The organism is Pleomorphomonas koreensis DSM 23070 (genome assembly GCF_000425185.1).
Classification (GTDB): Bacteria; Pseudomonadota; Alphaproteobacteria; order Rhizobiales; family Pleomorphomonadaceae; genus Pleomorphomonas; species Pleomorphomonas koreensis.
In genome coordinates, this window is sequence record NZ_AULH01000010.1 from 19,626 (window position 1) to 35,802 (window position 16,177).

At 69.9% G+C, this 16,177-nt stretch carries 16 protein-coding genes; 9 read left to right on the forward strand and 7 right to left on the reverse strand.

The window, feature by feature from the left end; all coding sequences use genetic code 11:
- Positions 1–43: 43 nt before the first annotated feature.
- The 4 genes from H512_RS25745 to H512_RS0109360 all read right to left on the reverse strand — a co-directional run bounded on the left by H512_RS25745 (position 44) and on the right by H512_RS0109360 (position 4,033).
- Positions 44–1,603 carry a L,D-transpeptidase family protein gene (locus H512_RS25745; protein ID WP_053239717.1) on the reverse strand — a complete coding sequence of 520 codons (1,560 nt, stop codon included), beginning with the start codon at positions 1,601–1,603 and terminating at the stop codon, positions 44–46.
- 136 nt (positions 1,604–1,739) lie between these two features.
- On the reverse strand, positions 1,740–2,699 hold the full coding sequence (locus H512_RS0109350; protein WP_026783235.1) for an acetyl-CoA carboxylase carboxyltransferase subunit alpha: 960 nt from the start codon (positions 2,697–2,699) through the stop codon (positions 1,740–1,742).
- Positions 2,700–2,858: 159 nt separating this feature from the next.
- A complete protein-coding gene (locus H512_RS0109355; RefSeq protein WP_026783236.1) occupies positions 2,859–3,788 on the reverse strand; it encodes a site-specific tyrosine recombinase XerD in 930 nt (309 codons plus the stop codon).
- Entirely contained in the window at positions 3,785–4,033 is a 249-nt protein-coding gene (locus H512_RS0109360; RefSeq protein WP_026783237.1) for a hypothetical protein, read from the reverse strand. The genes H512_RS0109355 and H512_RS0109360 overlap by 4 nt, the downstream gene beginning before the upstream one ends.
- Before the next feature lie 95 nt (positions 4,034–4,128).
- Between H512_RS0109360 and H512_RS23295 the strand changes: the two genes are divergently transcribed.
- The 3 genes from H512_RS23295 to H512_RS23300 are packed head-to-tail and all read left to right on the forward strand — an operon-like array spanning position 4,129 to position 7,238.
- The gene (locus H512_RS23295) at positions 4,129–4,761 is read left to right on the forward strand and encodes a shikimate kinase (RefSeq protein WP_053239718.1); all 633 of its coding nucleotides are present in this window, start codon (positions 4,129–4,131) and stop codon (positions 4,759–4,761) included.
- A gap of 21 nt (positions 4,762–4,782) precedes the next feature.
- Entirely contained in the window at positions 4,783–5,922 is a 1,140-nt protein-coding gene (gene aroB, locus H512_RS0109370) for a 3-dehydroquinate synthase (RefSeq protein ID WP_026783238.1), read from the forward strand.
- Positions 5,922–7,238, forward strand: coding sequence for an HlyC/CorC family transporter (locus H512_RS23300; protein ID WP_036790937.1), 1,317 nt, complete (start codon positions 5,922–5,924; stop codon positions 7,236–7,238). Before aroB ends, H512_RS23300 begins: the two co-directional genes overlap by 1 nt.
- On the opposite strand, the gene H512_RS0109380 is transcribed toward H512_RS23300, so the two are convergent.
- Positions 7,213–7,500: a BolA family protein gene (locus H512_RS0109380; RefSeq protein WP_156899437.1), complete on the reverse strand. Its 288-nt coding sequence runs from the start codon at positions 7,498–7,500 to the stop codon at positions 7,213–7,215. The two genes, H512_RS23300 and H512_RS0109380, sit on opposite strands and share 26 nt — an antisense overlap.
- Positions 7,501–7,703: 203 nt before the next feature.
- On the opposite strand from H512_RS0109380, the gene H512_RS0109385 reads away from it, so the two are divergent.
- From H512_RS0109385 to H512_RS0109405, 5 genes are all read left to right on the forward strand, one after another.
- Entirely contained in the window at positions 7,704–8,327 is a 624-nt protein-coding gene (locus H512_RS0109385; RefSeq protein ID WP_026783240.1) for a J domain-containing protein, read from the forward strand.
- Positions 8,328–8,393: 66 nt separating this feature from the next.
- Positions 8,394–9,377 (forward strand): cobaltochelatase subunit CobS, encoded by a 984-nt coding sequence (gene cobS, locus H512_RS0109390; RefSeq protein WP_026783241.1) that lies wholly within the window; start codon positions 8,394–8,396, stop codon positions 9,375–9,377.
- A 19-nt stretch (positions 9,378–9,396) separates the two neighbouring features.
- Complete coding sequence (cobT, locus tag H512_RS23305) at positions 9,397–11,310, forward strand: cobaltochelatase subunit CobT (protein WP_036790940.1); 1,914 nt, start codon at positions 9,397–9,399, stop codon at positions 11,308–11,310.
- A complete protein-coding gene (locus H512_RS0109400; RefSeq protein ID WP_026783242.1) occupies positions 11,307–12,323 on the forward strand; it encodes an esterase-like activity of phytase family protein in 1,017 nt (338 codons plus the stop codon). Before cobT ends, H512_RS0109400 begins: the two co-directional genes overlap by 4 nt.
- A complete protein-coding gene (locus H512_RS0109405) occupies positions 12,320–13,315 on the forward strand; it encodes a small ribosomal subunit Rsm22 family protein (protein WP_026783243.1) in 996 nt (331 codons plus the stop codon). Before H512_RS0109400 ends, H512_RS0109405 begins: the two co-directional genes overlap by 4 nt.
- On the opposite strand, the gene H512_RS0109410 is transcribed toward H512_RS0109405, so the two are convergent.
- Together H512_RS0109410 and rpmB are read right to left on the reverse strand one after the other, a co-directional pair.
- The gene (locus tag H512_RS0109410; protein WP_026783244.1) at positions 13,305–13,850 is read right to left on the reverse strand and encodes a queuosine precursor transporter; all 546 of its coding nucleotides are present in this window, start codon (positions 13,848–13,850) and stop codon (positions 13,305–13,307) included. The genes H512_RS0109405 and H512_RS0109410 overlap by 11 nt on opposite strands.
- Before the next feature lie 165 nt (positions 13,851–14,015).
- Positions 14,016–14,315, reverse strand: a complete 300-nt coding sequence (rpmB, locus tag H512_RS0109415; protein ID WP_026783245.1) for a 50S ribosomal protein L28 — start codon at positions 14,313–14,315, stop codon at positions 14,016–14,018.
- 430 nt (positions 14,316–14,745) lie between these two features.
- Between rpmB and H512_RS25750 the strand changes: the two genes are divergently transcribed.
- Positions 14,746–15,591, forward strand: coding sequence for a DUF3108 domain-containing protein (locus tag H512_RS25750; protein WP_053239719.1), 846 nt, complete (start codon positions 14,746–14,748; stop codon positions 15,589–15,591).
- The last annotated feature ends 586 nt before the right edge of the window (positions 15,592–16,177 follow it).

Genomic DNA, 16,177 nt, shown 5'->3' on the forward strand with positions numbered 1-16,177 from the left:
CGGAAGACAAAAACGCCGGCCGCGAGCGGCCGGCGATCTCCGCTCAGAACCAGCTGCCGATCCGGTCGAGGATGCTCTTGTCCTTGGCGCTCGCCTGGGCGTTCTCGGGTGCCGGTGCCACGACGGGCGGACAGGGCGGCGTGCCGGGCGGTACCACCACGCCGGGCGCGGCGCAGGCGGCGGCCGGCTGCGCAACAGCGGCGGTGGCGGGCATCGCCGGGTTGGGCAGCGGGATCGGCGCGGCGGCCGGGATCACCGGCGCGGCGACCGTCGCGGCCGGCAGCGCCAATGCGGCGGCAACCGGGGCCGACGCGGCCGCCGGAACTGCCGTAGCCGTCGGGACCGAGGCGGCAACGGCAACCGGCGCGGGCGTCTCGGGGCGGTCGCCGCCGGTCATGAAGGAGAACAGCCGGGAGATGGCGCCGGCCCGCTCCTGCTCGACCGGTTCGGCCATGGCGACGGCGTGGATCGCGGCCCCACGCGGATCGGCGACCGGCACCGGCGCGCCGGTCGGCGGCACGATCACCGGTCCCACGGTGATGCCGGCATCCGGATTGGGCTCGGCGCCGAACAGGCGGGCGATGGCGCCCGGATTGCGCTCGGCCTCGATGCGGGCCAGCTCGGCGTCGGCCTTGGCCTTCTCCGCATCGGCCTTGCGGCGCTCGGTGGCCAGTGCGATCTGAATGCGCTTGTCTTCCTCGGCCTTGCGGTTCTCCTCCAGCTTGGCGAACAGCACCTCGGCCTGGGCGTAGTCGGTCTTGGCCCTGGTCTGGAGCGAGGCGAGCAGTTCGCGCGGCTGGCCGAGATCGGTCGGGCAGGCCTCGGCCGCGTTGAGCGGCTGGGCGGGATTGGCGTTGAACACGTATTTGCGGCCGCAGACGTCCACCTTCGGCTCGAGCTTGGTCATCTCGAAGGTGTCGTAGCCCTCCTTCAGCATCTTCCAGAAGGCCATGTTGGGATCGTTCCAGTGCTTGGCCATGTTCTTGCCGTCGAGGCGGAACGGGTAGGCCTGGAGCTGGAAAGCCCTCTGGCCGCCACGGAACGCCTCGCGGGCCAGCGCGTAGATCTCCTGGATCTGCGAGTCGCTCATGGCGTAGCAGCCGCGCGACGAGCAGGAGCCGTGCACCATCAGCGCCGAACCGCTGCGGCCGTTGGCGCGGTCATAGGCATTGGGGAAGCCGGTGTTGAAGGCGAGATACCAATCGGACTTGGGATTCATCAGGCCGGGGGTGATGGCGTAGAAGCCCTCCGGCGCCTGCCGGTCGCCCTCCTTGACCTTGGGGCCGAGATTGCCCGACCAGCGACAGATGTCGTAGCTCTTCAGCAGCGCGTAGCGGCCGCTGGCCGTCATCTTCCAGACCTCGAACTTGTTCTCCTCCTTGAAGATGCGCATCAGCACCGGCGAGGACAGCTTCATGTCGAGCTTCTGCATCAGCGCCAGCGTCTTCGGCGACACCGGCCGCTGATCCTTGGGGCCGTAGCCGTAGCCGATCTCGTCGGCCTGACAGGCGGCGAGCAGCGCCGCGACGCCGAGGGCGCCGACAAGACGCGCGAGGCGGCCGGCGGTCGGAGCGGCGAAGAGGGGCGGATTCGGACGGGTCATGCTCTCCGTTTCACTGCTGGGCGCCATTTCCGGGCGCTGGCGGGGCCGGCCAGCGGCCCCCCGGCGCCGGACAGCATATCACGAAGCAATCCTCGGCGGCGATGGTTAGCGAACCGTTACCGCCGGCACACGTATGCTACACCTTCAGGTCGCGACCGATGGCCAGGAACTTGCGGCGGCGGTCGTCGCGGATGTCGTCGCGGCTCTTGCCGTCGAAGGTGGAGAGCGCCGCCTCGATGACGCCGCCCACCGCCTCGATCACCTGGTCGGGCGCCCGGTGGGCGCCGCCGACCGGCTCGTCGATGATGCCGTCGATGATGCCGTAACGGGTGAGGTCCTGGGCGGTGATGCGCATGTTCATCGCCGCGTCCTGCGCCTTGGCCGAATCCTTCCACAGGATGGAGGCGGCGCCTTCGGGCGAGATCACCGAATAGATGGAATGCTCCAGCATGAAGACGCGGTTGGCGGTGGCGATGGCGATGGCGCCGCCGGAGCCGCCCTCGCCGATCACCACCGAGACGATCGGCACGCCGAGGCGCAGGCAGGCCTGCGTCGAGCGGGCGATGGCCTCGGCCTGGCCGCGCTCCTCGGCGCCGATGCCGGGATAGGCGCCGGCCGTGTCGACCAGCGAGATCAGCGGCAGGTCGAAGCGATCGGCCAGCTCCATGATGCGGATGGCCTTGCGGTAGCCTTCCGGCCGGGCCATGCCGAAGTTGTGGCGGATGCGGGTCTGGGTGTCGTGGCCCTTCTCCTGGCCGATCACCGCCACCGGACGGCCGCGGAAGCTGCCGAGGCCGGCGATGATCGCCGCGTCCTCGCCGAAGTTGCGATCGCCGGCCAGCGGCGTCCAGTCGGCGATCAGGCGCTCGATGTAGTGGACGGCGTGCGGCCGGTCGGGATGGCGGGCGACCTGCGCCTTCTGCCAGGGGGTGAGGCGGGTGTAGATGTCGGCAAGCGCCTGGGCGGCACTCGTCTCGAGCTTGGCGATGTCATCGTCGATGGCGAGGGTGTTGCCGCCCTCGGCGAGGGCCTTCAGCTCCTGAACCTTGCCCTCAAGGTCGGCGATGGGTTTCTCAAAGTCGAGATAGCTTCTCATCCGGCTCTCTTCATGGTGCCCCGGCCGCCGTCTCGTCCCTCGGTGTCTCCGAGAGAGCGGAGGCCGCGCACACTTGGCTTCCGAACCGCCGCCTTGTCAACGCCCATCGCCGCAAATGCCGGCAATTGTGTGGCCATCTCCGTGCCAATACCAAGGAAATCAACGCTCGGACAGCGGATGGTGGTCGGCGACCAGGGCGGCGAGGCGATGCTCGAGAACGTGGGTGTAGATCTCCGTCGTGCCGATGTCGGCGTGGCCGAGCAGCTCCTGAACGACGCGGAGATCGGCGCCGTTCTGGAGGAGATGGCTGGCAAAGGCATGGCGGAGCACGTGCGGCGACAGCTTGTCCGGCGCGATGCCGAGCCGGGCGGCGGCGTCCTTCAACTGGCGGGCAAAGCTCTGGCGGGTGACGTGGCCGGTCTCCGAGGCGGCGGGGAACAGGAAGGGGCTGCCGGCGTGGCGACCGCTCGCCTTGAGCAGCCGCCGATAGGCGAGGACGGCGGCGCGCGCCGTGTCGCCGACCGGCACCAGGCGGTCTTTTGCGCCCTTGCCGCGCACCGTGATGGCGGCCGTGCCCTCGCGGATGGCGCCGGCCGGCAGGGCGACCAGTTCGGAGACGCGCAGGCCGGAGGCATAGAGCGTCTCCAGCATGGCCGAGAAGCGGGCACGGCGCAGCGCCTCGGCCGCATCCTCGACGGGCTCGGCGGCCGCCGCGGCGACGGCGTCCATCAGCCGGCCGACCTCCTCCACCGACAGCACCTTGGGCAACGGCCGGCGGGTGCGCGGCCGGTCGACGCGGGCGGTGGGATCGTCGGGCCGGCGGCCCTCGGCGTAGAGGAACTTGTGGAGCTGGCGGACCGCCGACAGGCGGCGGGCCTGCGTCGCCGCCGCGAAGCCCTCGGCGGCGAGGCCGGCCAGGAAAGCCTCGACGTCGCCGGTCGCGGCGTCGAGCAGGCCGCGACCGCGGCCGGCCAGGAAGGAGAGATAGAGCGCGAGGTCGGCGCGGTAGGCGACAAGGGTGTTGTCGGCGGCTGCGTCCTCGATGCTCGCCGCCTCGAGATAGGCTTCGACGAGGGCGGCGTCGCTCATCGCTGGCCGCCCGCGGCTTCGTCCGGGGTCTCGTCGGGCGCCTCGTCGGACAGCGCGGCGTCGGCCGGCTCGACGGCGGCCGGCGGCGGCGTCAGCGGCCGGGCGCCGGCCAGCACCGACGGATCGATCGGCACGCTGAAGGTGCGCGTTTCCGGCTGCACAAGATGGGCGAGTGCCAGCACGGCCGCCATGGCGAGGGCGGCGAGGGCGAGCAGGAAACCGAGGAAACGGGTGATGGTGGGCATGGGTCCGCTTGGGGGTGTCCGCTCTGTCGCGACGGCGGCCGCTCGGCGGCGCTAACTGCTTGACAGACGCGCCTCCTCAACCCATGAGACTTCTCATGGCCGACGTCAAGACAAACCGCCGCCGCGATCCCGACGCCGCCGCCCGGCGCGGCGGAGCCGGCGCGCGCATCGTCGATCTGCTGGGCAGCCGCTCGGTGGTGCTGGTCGGCATGATGGGGGCGGGCAAGACGTCGGTGGGCAAGCGCCTGGCCGGCCGTCTCGGCCTGACCTTCGTCGATGCCGACACGGCGATCGAGGAGGCGGCCAAGAAGACGGTGACGGAGATCTTCGCCGAGCACGGCGAGGACTATTTCCGGCAGGGCGAGCGGCGGGTGATCGCCCGCCTGCTGCGCGAGCCGCGCCAGATCATCGCCACCGGCGGCGGCGCCTTCATGAACGCCGAGACGCGGGCGGCGATCCGCGCCGCCGGCCTGTCGATCTGGCTGAAGGCCGACTGGGAGCTGCTGTTCGAGCGGGTGCGGCGGCGGCCGACGCGGCCGCTGCTGCAGAACGCCGATCCCGAGGGCACGCTGAAGGCGCTCGTCGACCTGCGCTATCCGGTTTATGCCGAGGCCGATCTCACCGTGCAGTCGGTGGACGTGCCGCACGAGGCGATGGTCGACGCGGTGATGGCGGCGCTGGAAGCGTGGCTGATCGACGAGGCGGAACAACGGGCACGGATGCCGTGATGGCACGGGACGGGGGAAGACATGACGGCAGAAGATGAAACGGACGGCATCGTCAAGGTGCCGGTGTCGCTCGGCGACCGGTCCTACGACATCCTGATCGGCGAGGGGCTGGCCACCGACGCCGGCCGCTGGTTCCGCGCCGTGCTGCCCAAGGCGCGCGCCTGCATCATCACCGATTCCAACGTCTCCGGCCGCCATCTCGTCGCCTTCGAGAAGTCGCTGCGGCGGGCCGGCGTCACGGCCAGCGCCGTGGTCATCCCGGCCGGCGAAGCGTCCAAGTGCTTCGACGTGTTCGAGCAGGTGGTCGACCAGGTGGTCGGCGGCCGCTACGAGCGCGGCGACGCGGTGGTGGCGCTGGGCGGCGGCGTGGTCGGCGACCTCTCCGGCTTCGTCGCCGGCGTGGTGCGGCGCGGCATGCGCTTCGTGCAGGTGCCGACGACGCTGCTCAGCCAGGTGGATTCCTCGGTCGGCGGCAAGACCGGCATCAACAGCCGCCACGGCAAGAATCTGGTCGGCGTGTTCCACCAGCCCGATCTGGTGCTGATCGACACCAAGGTGCTCGACACGCTGTCCGAGCGCGAGTTCCGCGCCGGCTATGCCGAGGTGGTCAAATACGGCCTGATCGACAATGCCGGCTTCTTCGCCTGGCTCGAAGGCAACTGGCGCGATGTGTTCGCCGGCGGCCCGGCCCGCACCGAGGCGATCGCCGTCTCCTGCCGCTCCAAGGCGGCCATCGTCAGCCGCGACGAGCGCGAAACCGGCGACCGCGCGCTCCTCAACCTCGGCCACACCTTCGGCCATGCCATCGAGACGGCGGCCGGCTACGACGGTTCGGTGGTGCACGGCGAGGCGGTGGCGCTCGGCATGGTGCTCGCCCACGATTTCTCGGTGCGGCTCAACCAGATGTCGCAGGACGACGCTGACCGCATTCGCGCCCATCTTCAGGCCGTCGGCCTGCCGACCCGGCTTGCCGAGCTGCCCGGCGGCGCGCCGAGCGTCGCCACCTTCATGGAGCTGATCGGTCAGGACAAGAAGGTGCAGAACGGCGCGCTGACCTTCATCCTCAGCCGCGGCATCGGCGAGGCGTTCATCGCCCGCGACGTGCCGGCCGAGGCGGTGCGCGCCTTCCTCACCGACAAGCTCAGCGAGGGGCAGGCCTGATGGACGACGGGGGCGGAGCGGTCGTCGATCTCTTCGCCGCCGGCGTGCCGGTCGCCCTGTTCGTCGTCGTCACGGTGGTCCTGTCGGCGGCCGGCTCGGCGCTGCTCGCCTGCAACCGCACCAAGCTGCATCACATGGAGCGGCTTGGCGACCGCCGCATCAGCCGCCTCGTCGAGCTGACCGCCGACCGGGCGCGGGCGGTGTCGGCCATCCGCCTCGCCCGGCAGGTGTCGACGGTGGCGCTGACCATCTTCGCGACGCGCGCCGTGCTGGCCTTCGAGCCCGACCCCTGGCGGCGCGCCGGCTGGGCGGTCGGCGGCATGCTGATCGCCATCCTGCTCGACGCGGTGCCGCGCGTCCTGGTGTCGCTGCGGCCCGAGCGGTCGGCGCTGGCGCTGTTGCCGGCCATCGAGGCGCCGGCGCGGCTCTTGGAGCCGCTGATCGCCGGCATCGAGAAGGCGGTGATCGCCCCGCTCCGCCTCGCCGCCAAGGCGCCGCGCGACAGCGCCTGGACGGCGCACGAGGAGATCCGCGAGGCGGTCGACCTGATGCACCGCGAGGGCGACGTGGTGAAGGACGACCGCGACATGGTCGGCGGCGTGCTCGACCTCAGCGAGCTGCCGCTCTCCGACATCATGGTCCACCGCACCAAGATGCGCACCTTCGACGTGGACATGCCGGTCGGCGACCTCCTGAAGGCGGTGATCGCCAGCCCGTTCACCCGCCATCCGCTCTGGCGCGAGGAGGCCGACGACATCGTCGGCGTGCTGCATTCCAAGGAGCTGCTGCGGGCCGTCGACCGGGCCGGCGGCGACGCCGGCAAGGTGTGCGTCGAGACGCTGATGACGCCGCCCTGGTTCGTGCCGGACACCACGCTGGCCGCCGACCAGCTCAGGGCCTTCCTGAAGCGCAAGATCCACCTGGCGCTGGTGGTCGACGAATACGGCGAGGTGCAGGGCCTCGTCACGCTCGAGGACATCCTGGAGGAGATCGTCGGCGACATCGCCGACGAGCAGGACGTGGTGGTGGAGGGCGTCCGCCCCTATCCCGACGGTTCGGCCTCTGTGGACGGCGCCGTGCCGATCCGCGACCTCAACCGCATGATGGACTGGCGCCTGCCCGACGACGAGGCGACCACCATCGCCGGCCTGGTCATCCACGAGGCGCGGATGATCCCCGATCCCGGCCAGTCCTTCACCTTCCACGGCTTCCGCTTCCGCGTGCTCAGGCGCCAGAGGAACCGCATCACCGCGCTGAAGGTCGGCCCGGTGGAGCCGCCGGGCGCCCCCGTCATTCCCCCGGCGCGCGGGCGGTGACGGAGAGGGCGTGCAGGCCGCTCTCGAACTCGGCCTTCAGCGCGTCCATCACCAGCCGCTGGCGGGCGAGGCGGCTCTTGCCCTCGAAGGCCGCCGACACCATTTCAACGGCGTAATGGGTCTCCCCTCCCTCGCGCCAGCCGGCATGGCCGCGGTGGCGTTCGCTGAGGTCGGTCACCGTGAGCAGGGTGGGCGACAGCGCGGCGAGCGCCGCCTCGATGCGGCTCTTGCGGTCGGGGGCGGGCGGGATCATCGAAGCCATCGGACATCCTTCTCGGCTCGAGCAACAGGCATCCTGACGGATGCGCTCTGTTGCTCAATCTATCGACTGACGCATCGGGCCGAAAAGTGCCGGCACCTTTCGGCCCGATGCGACCCAACGAAGCAACCCGGCATCTGGCGACCGCGCGAGCCGATTGTCAACGCCTTGCGGGCGCGCGTCCCAATGCCCATAATCGGCGAACCATGGACTCCACTTCCAAGCTCTTCGAGAAAATCCGGATCAAGCCGGACAAGGAAAGCGTCGCCCGCGACCAGTTCCCGCCCTGCGAGTGGGAGGGTTGCAGCGGCGCCGGCGCCTATCGCGCCCCGAAGGGCCGCGGCCGCGAGGGGCAGTATCACCACTTCTGCCTCGAGCACGTGCAGCTCTACAACAAGTCCTACAACTACTTCTCGGGCATGGGCGACGATGCCGTCATCGCCTTCCAGAAGGACGCCATCACCGGCCACCGGCCGACCTGGACGGTGTCGGTCAACCGCTGGGGCCAGACCGATCCCAATGCCGGCCGTCGCGGCCGGCCGGCCGAGCCGACCTACAACGACCCGTTCGGCGTGTTCCACGGCTCGCGGGCCGGCGGCATGCGGGCCGAGCCGGAAGAGCCGCGCCGCCACCTGTCGCCGATGACCCAGCGGGCCTTCGAGACGCTGCATCTCGAAGCCGGCGTCTCCCGCGAGGAGATCAAGGCGCAGTACAAGACGATGGTCAAACGCCATCACCCGGACGCCAACGGCGGCGATCGTTCCTCAGAGGAACGGTTGCGGGAGATCATCCAAGCCTATAATTACCTGAAGACCGCCGGTTTCTGTTGACCGGCCGCATATTCCCGTTTTGACGGAGCGACTTCCTCCCTCCGCTTGGTCGCTCCAGGAGGTCTCATGGTTCAGCAGACGTATGCCGCGCCGCTGCCCGATATCCGGGTCTCGGTCCGCGAGGTGTTCGGTATCGACACCGACATCGAGGTTCCCGCCTATTCCCAAGCCGACGAGCACGTGCCCGATCTCGACCCGGACTACCTGTTCGACCGGGCGACGACGCTGGCCATCCTGGCCGGCTTCTCGCACAACCGCCGCGTCATGGTGTCCGGCTATCACGGCACCGGCAAGTCGACGCATATCGAGCAGGTGGCCGCCCGCCTCAACTGGCCGCTCGTCCGCGTCAACCTCGACAGCCACATCAGCCGCATCGACCTGATCGGCAAGGACGCCATCGTGCTGCGCGACGGCAAGCAGGTCACCGAGTTCCGCGACGGCATCCTGCCCTGGGCCTTGCAGAACAACGTGGCGCTGGTGTTCGACGAATACGACGCCGGCCGTCCCGACGTGATGTTCGTCATCCAGCGCGTGCTGGAAGTGGCCGGCAAGCTGACGCTGCTCGACCAGAACCGGGTCATCCGGCCGCATCCGGCCTTCCGCCTGTTCGCCACCGCCAACACCGTCGGCCTCGGCGACACCTCGGGCCTCTACCACGGCACGCAGCAGATCAACCAGGGTCAGATGGACCGCTGGTCGATCGTCACCACGCTCAACTACCTGCCGCACGACCACGAGGTGGGCATCATCCTGGCCAAGGCCAAGAGCTTCACCGGGCCGGAGGGTCGCGACGCCATCTCCAAGATGGTGCGCGTCGCCGACATGACGCGCTCGGCCTTCGTCAACGGCGACATCTCCACGGTGATGAGCCCGCGCACGGTGCTGACCTGGGCCGAGAACGCCGCGATCTTCGGCGACGTCGGCTTCGCCTTCCGCCTGACCTTCCTCAACAAGTGCGACGAGACCGAGCGGATGCAGGTGGCCGAGTTCTACCAGCGCTGCTTCGGCAGGGAACTGCCGGAGAGCGCCGCCAACATCCTGCTCGGCTGACCGGCGCGGAGACGGCGACATGGCGCATCCCGACACGCAGAAGGGCGGCCCGCCGGCCGTCGAGCCGTTCAGAAAAGCGGTGACGACGGCGATGCGGGCGATTTCCGGCGACGGCGAACTGGAGGTGGTGTTCGCCGCCGACCGGCCGTCGCTCAACGGCCACAAGGCGCGCGTGCCCGATCCGCCGCGCCGGCCCACCGCCTTCGACGTCGCCGTGACGCGCGGCGCCGGCGACGCGCTGGCGCTCAGGCTCGCCTGCCATAACGAGGCGGTGCACCGCACCTACCTGCCGGAGGGGGCGAAGGCCAAGGCGGTGTTCGACGCCGTCGAGCAGGCCCGCTGCGAGGCGCTCGGCGCCCGTGCCATGCCCGGCGTCGCCGGCAATCTCGCCGCCATGCTGGAGGAGCGCTATCTCCGGCCCAATCTGCAGCACATCGAGAGCCGCGACGACGCGCCGCTATCGGAGGCGGTGGCGCTCTTGGTGCGCGAGAAGCTGACCGGCGCGCCGCCGCCGAAAAGCGCCCAAGGGGTGGTGGAGGCCTGGCGCGAGTTCATCGAGGCGCGGGCCGGCTCCGATCTCGACGGCCTCGCCGACGCCATCTCCAGCCAGCAAGCCTTCGCCCGCGCCACGCGCAACCTGCTCGCCAGCCTGGAGATGGGCGACGAACTCGGCGGCGACCCCGACGAGGACCAGAACCAGGAGGGCGAGCGGCAGGAGGCCGAGGACGCCGAAGCCTCGGCCGAGCCGAGCGAGGACGCCGAGGCCGACCAGACGGCGGCCCGCGAGCGCGAGGTGGCCGGCGACGACGAGGAGTCCACCGACGGCGACGCCGAATCGGAGATGTCGGACGATCCCGGCGACTTCGACGAGGAGGACGATTCGCGCGATCCCGGCGAGGCCAAGCGGCCGGAGCTGCCGTTTTCCAACCAGCCGCCCGCCAGCGACTACAAGGTGTTCACCCAGAAGTTCGACGAGGTGACGCGGCCGGAGGACGTCTGCGACGGCGCCGAACTCGACCGGCTGCGCGGCCTTCTCGACAAGCAGCTCGCCAATCTGGCCGGCGTGGTGGCGCGGCTCGCCAACCGCCTGCAGCGCCGCCTGATGGCCCAGCAGAACCGCGCCTGGGATTTCGATATCGAGGAAGGCATCCTCGATACCGCCCGCATCACCCGCGTCGTCACCGATCCCCTGGCGCCGCTGGCCTTCAAGATGGAGCGCGACACCGATTTCCGCGACACGGTGGTGACGCTGTTGATCGACAATTCCGGCTCGATGCGCGGCCGGCCGATCACCGTCGCCGCCGCCTGCGCCGACATCCTCGCCCGTACGCTCGAACGCTGCGGCGTCAAGGTGGAGATCCTCGGCTTCACCACCAAGGCCTGGAAGGGCGGGCAGTCGCGCGAGACCTGGCTCGCCGCCGGCAAGCCGGCCGGCCCCGGCCGGCTCAACGACCTGCGCCACATCGTCTACAAGCCGGCCGACGCGCCCTGGCGGCGGGCGCGGCGCAATCTCGGCCTGATGATGCGCGAGGGGCTCCTGAAAGAGAACATCGACGGCGAGGCGCTCGACTGGGCGCATCAGCGCCTGCTCGCCCGGCCGGAGAACCGCCGCATCCTGATGATGATCTCCGACGGCGCGCCGGTCGACGATTCGACGCTGTCGGTCAATCCCGGCAACTATCTCGAACGCCACCTGCGCTACGTCATCGAGGAGATCGAGGAGCGCTCGCCGGTGGAACTGATCGCCATCGGCATCGGCCACGACGTGACGCGCTTCTACAAGCGCGCCGTCACCATCGTCGACGTCGAGGAACTGGCCGGCGCCATGACCGACCAGCTCGCTTCGCTGTTCGAGGAGCAGCCGACGCAGAAGGCGATCCGCGCCGGCGGCAAGCCGAAGCGCCGCCGCGTCTCGTCGCTGGGCCTTGCATGAGGGGCGGCCGGGCGCTTCTCGCCGCCCTTCTCCTCCTCGCCCCGGCGGCGGCCGCCGCCGCCGATCTTGCCGCGAAGATCATTGCCCGGCCGCTGGCCGGCTTCTCGGTGACCGAGCCGGGCCGAACGCGCTTCGGCCGCCTCGACTTCGTCGGCGGCTTCGAGGTCCGCTCCGACCGGCGCGAGGTCGGCGGCCTCTCCGGCCTGGTGGTGTCGGAGGCCGGCCGGCGCCTCCTGTCGCTCAGCGACGACGGCCTGATGCTGGTGGCCGCCATCGACCGCGACGCGGCCGGCCGGCCGGTCGGGCTGTCGGAGGCGCGCATTCGCCGCCTCGCCACCACAAAGGGGCCGCTGCCGCGCAGCAAGGTCCAGTCCGACACCGAGGGGTTGGATCTCTACGTCGGTCCGGACGGCCGGCCGTCCGGCGTCGTCTCGTTCGAGCAGCGGCCGGCGGTGATGGTCGGGCCGGTTGACGCCGACGGCTTCATCGGCGCCGTCTCGGCGATCGACCTGCCGAGGGAGGTCCGCCTCCTCCAGCCCAACCGCGGCCTCGAATCGGTGGCGGCGCTGCCGGCCGGCAGCGGCCTTGCCGGCCGCTTCGTCATCCTCGGCGAGGAGGCGGAACGGGGAGCGGGCACCGAAAACCCGCCCGGCTGGGTGATCGGCGGCAAGGCGCCGCTGGCCTTCCGCGTCCGCCGCACCGGCGGCTACGACCTCACCGACGCCAAGGTCGGGCCGGATGGCCGGCTCTACGTGCTCGAACGCAAGTTCTCGTTCGTCGGTGGCTTCGGGGCGCGCATCCGCGTCTTCCGCCTCGCCGACATCCGGCAGGGTGCCGTCATCGACGGTGAGGTCGTCATGGAGGCCAGCATGACCGAACAGATCGACAACATGGAGGGGCTGTCGATCTGGCGGACCGACAGCGGCGAGACGCGGCTGTCGCTGATCTCCGACGACAACCGGCTGTTTCTGCAGCGGACGCTCTACCTCGAATTCCGCCTCAGGGCGCCATGAGCGATCGCCGCCTGCCCCCGGCGCTGGCCGCCGCGGTGGCCGAGCGGGCGCAGCCGTCCGACCTCGGAGCCGCGGCCGCCCTGTTGTCGGCCGGCTATCGCGCCAACCGGCCGTCGCGACAGGCGGTGCCCGACGCCGCCGGCGTTGCCGCCTATGCGGCGAGCCGCATGCCGGCCACCTATGCGGCGGTGACCGCCGCCCTCGATCGTCTCGATGCGGCACGGCCGGATTTCGCGCCGCAAAGCCTGCTCGACCTCGGCGCCGGACCGGGCACGGCGAGCTGGGCGGCGGCAAGCCGGTGGCCATCGGTCGCCGCGGTGACCATGGTGGAAGGCAGCGCCGACTTCCGGGCTCTCGCCGTCGAACTTGCCAGCGCCGGGCCGCCGGCCATCCGCGATGCCGATATCCGCTCCGGCGACATCAGCCGGTCTTCCGGCCTACCGGACGGGCGGTTCGACCTGGCGGTCGTCGCCTATGCGCTGACCGAGCTGGATCTTGCGGCCGCTGAAAGCCTGGTGGCGGCGCTGGTCGGCCGGGCCGATCGCATCGTCATCGTCGAGCCGGGAACGCCGCGCGACCACGGCCGGCTGATGGCGGTGCGGCAGGCGGCACTCGCCAGGGGAGCCCGCATCCTGGCGCCCTGTCCGCACGCCGGTCCCTGTCCGCTCTCCGATGGCGACTGGTGCCACACCTCGGTGCGCGTCGAGCGGAGCCGCGTCCACAAGCGCCTCAAGGGTGGCACGGTGCCGTTCGAGGACGAGCGCTACGCCTATCTGGTGCTGGAATCGCCGGGAGCGGTGGTGGCCGGACATGGCGACGGCGGCCGCATCCTGCGGCCGCCGCGCGCCTTCAAGCACGAGATCGTCTTCGCCCTCTGCCGGCCCGATGGCTCGCTCGGCGAGGCGCGCGTGCCGAGCCGCGACCGGGCCGCCTTCAAGGCGGCCGGCAAGCTCGGCTGGGGTGATCTTTTACCGGAAGACCTCAGTTCCTGAGCGGCTGATAAGGCTTCACCCAGTTCATCAGGCTGGCGTAGGGCAACAGCGAGGCGATCGCCACGGCCATCTTCACCGAGAAGTCGCCGAGCGCCCAGGTGGTCCAGGGCAGGCCGGAGCCGGCGAAGGCAATCGAGAAGAAGATCGCCGTGTCGAGCGCCGAGCCGATCGACGAGGAGACGAGCGGCGCCCGCCACCAGGAGCCGGAGCGCAGCCGGTTGAAGACGGTGACGTCGAGCAGTTGCGCGCACAGGAAGGCGGTGCCGGAGGCCAGCGCGATGCGCGGCTCGGACAGCCAGACCGACAGCAGCACGGCGATGGCGAAGCCGACGTAGACGACGCGGCGGGTCTTCGCCGGTCCGAACCAGCGGTTGGTCAGGTCGGTCACCAGGAAGGCGAAGGGGTAGGTGAAGGCGCCCCAGGTGAGGAGGTCGCCGAGCCCGAAGGGCGTGAAGGGATACTGGACGAGGATGTTGGAGGCGACGACGGTGGCAACCATCGCCAGCACCGACGGGATGAGGCGTCTATCGAACATGTCCGAAAGTCTCCGGCAGAACAGACCAGGCTTTGGCATCAGGAAACGGAGGCAGGGCCGCGAGGCCGGGCTCCGCGCGAGGTGTACCATCATAGGCACACATAGACAAAGCCGCGATACCGTTCCCGGCATCGCGGCTCCGAATGGGCTGGCGTCGTCGGCCGATCAGGCAGCGGCGGCGGCTTCGGCGGCCTTCTTCTCGATCTGCTTCTTGATCAGGCGGGCGCGCGGCGACAGCTCGTCGTCGCCGGCCTTGGCCAGGAAGGCATCGAGGCCGCCGCGGTGCTCGACCGAGCGCAGGGCGTTGGCGGAGATGCGCAGGCGCACCGACTGGCCGAGCGTGTCGGACAGGAGCGTCACCGCCAGGAGGTTCGGCAGGAAGCGCCGCTTGGTCCTGTTGTTGGCGTGGCTGACGTTGTTGCCCGTCAGAACGGCCTTGCCGGTAAGTTCGCAGCGCCGGGCCATCATACCCTCTTTTTCTGTTGGCGCGGGATCAAGGCCTTCAGGCCGCTCCTCGCGACGAAATAAACCAAGGCACCGCTTGCATGCTGCCGGCGGCGCCGTTTCAAGTCGCGTTCCTATAGTCGCTCGCGGTCGGCTCCGTCAACCCCCGGAAGCGGCGCGGCGCCGGCAAAAATGCCGCCCGGCGGCGGGAGCGGGCGGCCGGAGCCGGTCACATTTCGCGCCTGGGGAACATCGAGGCTTCCGTCACGTTAACCATCCGGTTACCATGACGACCGATCATCGGCGACGAGGCGGCTGGCGGATCGGCCGCCGCTCTGCGAAAAGCGGGCGGGAGCGCCCGCCAGAAATGGTCTTCAGAAACGTCGTTCCGGCCGTCCGACGGCGGCCGAGGGGTGAGGACGGTGCGCCGTCCGCAAACGGAGGTTCCGTGGTGGCTCGTGTCGAAACTCTCCCGCGTCGCTCGAAAGGCGCCCTGGCAACGGCGGCCTTCGCCGCCGCGCTCACCGCCGCGGTGCCGTCCGGCTCGGCGTCGGCGCGCGACGGCGAGGTGCAGGCCCTCTACGCCGCCTCCTTCATGGGCATAGGCATTGCCAAGGGCTCGCTGTCGGTGAAGGTGGAGCGCGGCGCCTATGCCGCCAAGCTGCACATCTCGACCGCCGGCCTCGCCCGTATCGTCAGCTCCGAGGAGAGCTACATCGACGCCAAGGGCTATGTCGGCCGGTCCCTGGTGCCCGCCACCTACGAGCTGATGAGCCGCGGCGACAGCGTGACGCAGGTGTCGATGGCGCTCGGCGGCGGCAACGTCCGCAGCCTCCGGGCCATTCCCGAACTGATCGAGCGCGAGGACCGGGTTCCGGTGACCTCGGCGGCCAAGCGCCACGTCGTCGATCCGCTGTCGGCGGCCATCCTGCCGATCGTCCGCGACGACAAGGACGTCTGCGACCGCACGCTGCCGATCTTCGACGGCTGGACGCGCTACGACATCAAGCTCAGCTATACCGGCACCGAGCCGGTCAACGTTCCCGGCTACAAGGGCGACGCCATCCGCTGCTCGGCCCGCTGGGTGCCGGTGGCCGGCCACCGCGAGGGCACCAAGTCCACCGAATACATGCGCGACAACCGCGACCTCGACGTCTGGTTCGTGCCGATGGCCGAGGGCAAGGTGATGCTGCCCTCGAAGATCTCGGTGAAGACCATGCGCGGGCTGCTGCTAGTGGTGGCCACCCAGTTCGGCGATCCGGCCAAGCTCGACAAGCTGGAGCAGGCCGCCAACTGAACGCCGGCAACCGGCCGTGATGAAAGCGCCCTCCGGGGCGCTTTTTTTGTTGCTGCTTCTGCCGTCCTTGCCGCCGTCTGTGCCGATCCGGGACAGAAGCGTTAACGCTTCGGTGACCGTGGCAGGCGATAAGAACCGCGGCCGGCCGATATCTTGTGCCGGCCTCAGTGGCGTCCGGCATATCTCGTCGGGGCAAAGCGGGAACATTGCCGTGTCGGCGATTCGGACCGCCTTCGTTCCCGCTCCGTCGAAGGGGTTAACGGCCGTGTCGTTCTACTTCCACGGTATAGTATAATTGGTTAACCATGATTTCGCTTTCGAGTCTTGGTCCTGTTCGGGGCTTGACATCGATTCCGATGCCGAATCGATCGACTCCCGCGCCAGAGTCGCGCGATTCAAGATGGTGCATCGAAGACTCCGGTGGGCGCGATATCTTGTGGGGAACGAATGCGGAATCTCTTGAAAATTGCGATTCGCCCCGCATTCGTTCCTGTTTGATTCCTTTCCGGTTCGATCGCCATGCTTCCGCCGGTTTTTTCTGGCCTCTCGGCGGCGCTTTCGTATAGGGAAGACCACGCCCTCGCCG

Coding starts and splice junctions, on each gene's coding strand:
- H512_RS25745 (WP_053239717.1), bottom strand. CDS start 1,603: ATGACCCGTCCGAATCCGCCCCTCTTCGCCGCTCCGACCGCCGGCCGC.
- H512_RS0109350 (WP_026783235.1), bottom strand. CDS start 2,699: ATGAGAAGCTATCTCGACTTTGAGAAACCCATCGCCGACCTTGAGGGC.
- H512_RS0109355 (WP_026783236.1), bottom strand. CDS start 3,788: ATGAGCGACGCCGCCCTCGTCGAAGCCTATCTCGAGGCGGCGAGCATC.
- H512_RS0109360 (WP_026783237.1), bottom strand. CDS start 4,033: ATGCCCACCATCACCCGTTTCCTCGGTTTCCTGCTCGCCCTCGCCGCC.
- H512_RS23295 (WP_053239718.1), top strand. CDS start 4,129: ATGGCCGACGTCAAGACAAACCGCCGCCGCGATCCCGACGCCGCCGCC.
- aroB (WP_026783238.1), top strand. CDS start 4,783: ATGACGGCAGAAGATGAAACGGACGGCATCGTCAAGGTGCCGGTGTCG.
- H512_RS23300 (WP_036790937.1), top strand. CDS start 5,922: ATGGACGACGGGGGCGGAGCGGTCGTCGATCTCTTCGCCGCCGGCGTG.
- H512_RS0109380 (WP_156899437.1), bottom strand. CDS start 7,500: ATGGCTTCGATGATCCCGCCCGCCCCCGACCGCAAGAGCCGCATCGAG.
- H512_RS0109385 (WP_026783240.1), top strand. CDS start 7,704: ATGGACTCCACTTCCAAGCTCTTCGAGAAAATCCGGATCAAGCCGGAC.
- cobS (WP_026783241.1), top strand. CDS start 8,394: ATGGTTCAGCAGACGTATGCCGCGCCGCTGCCCGATATCCGGGTCTCG.
- cobT (WP_036790940.1), top strand. CDS start 9,397: ATGGCGCATCCCGACACGCAGAAGGGCGGCCCGCCGGCCGTCGAGCCG.
- H512_RS0109400 (WP_026783242.1), top strand. CDS start 11,307: ATGAGGGGCGGCCGGGCGCTTCTCGCCGCCCTTCTCCTCCTCGCCCCG.
- H512_RS0109405 (WP_026783243.1), top strand. CDS start 12,320: ATGAGCGATCGCCGCCTGCCCCCGGCGCTGGCCGCCGCGGTGGCCGAG.
- H512_RS0109410 (WP_026783244.1), bottom strand. CDS start 13,850: ATGTTCGATAGACGCCTCATCCCGTCGGTGCTGGCGATGGTTGCCACC.
- rpmB (WP_026783245.1), bottom strand. CDS start 14,315: ATGGCCCGGCGCTGCGAACTTACCGGCAAGGCCGTTCTGACGGGCAAC.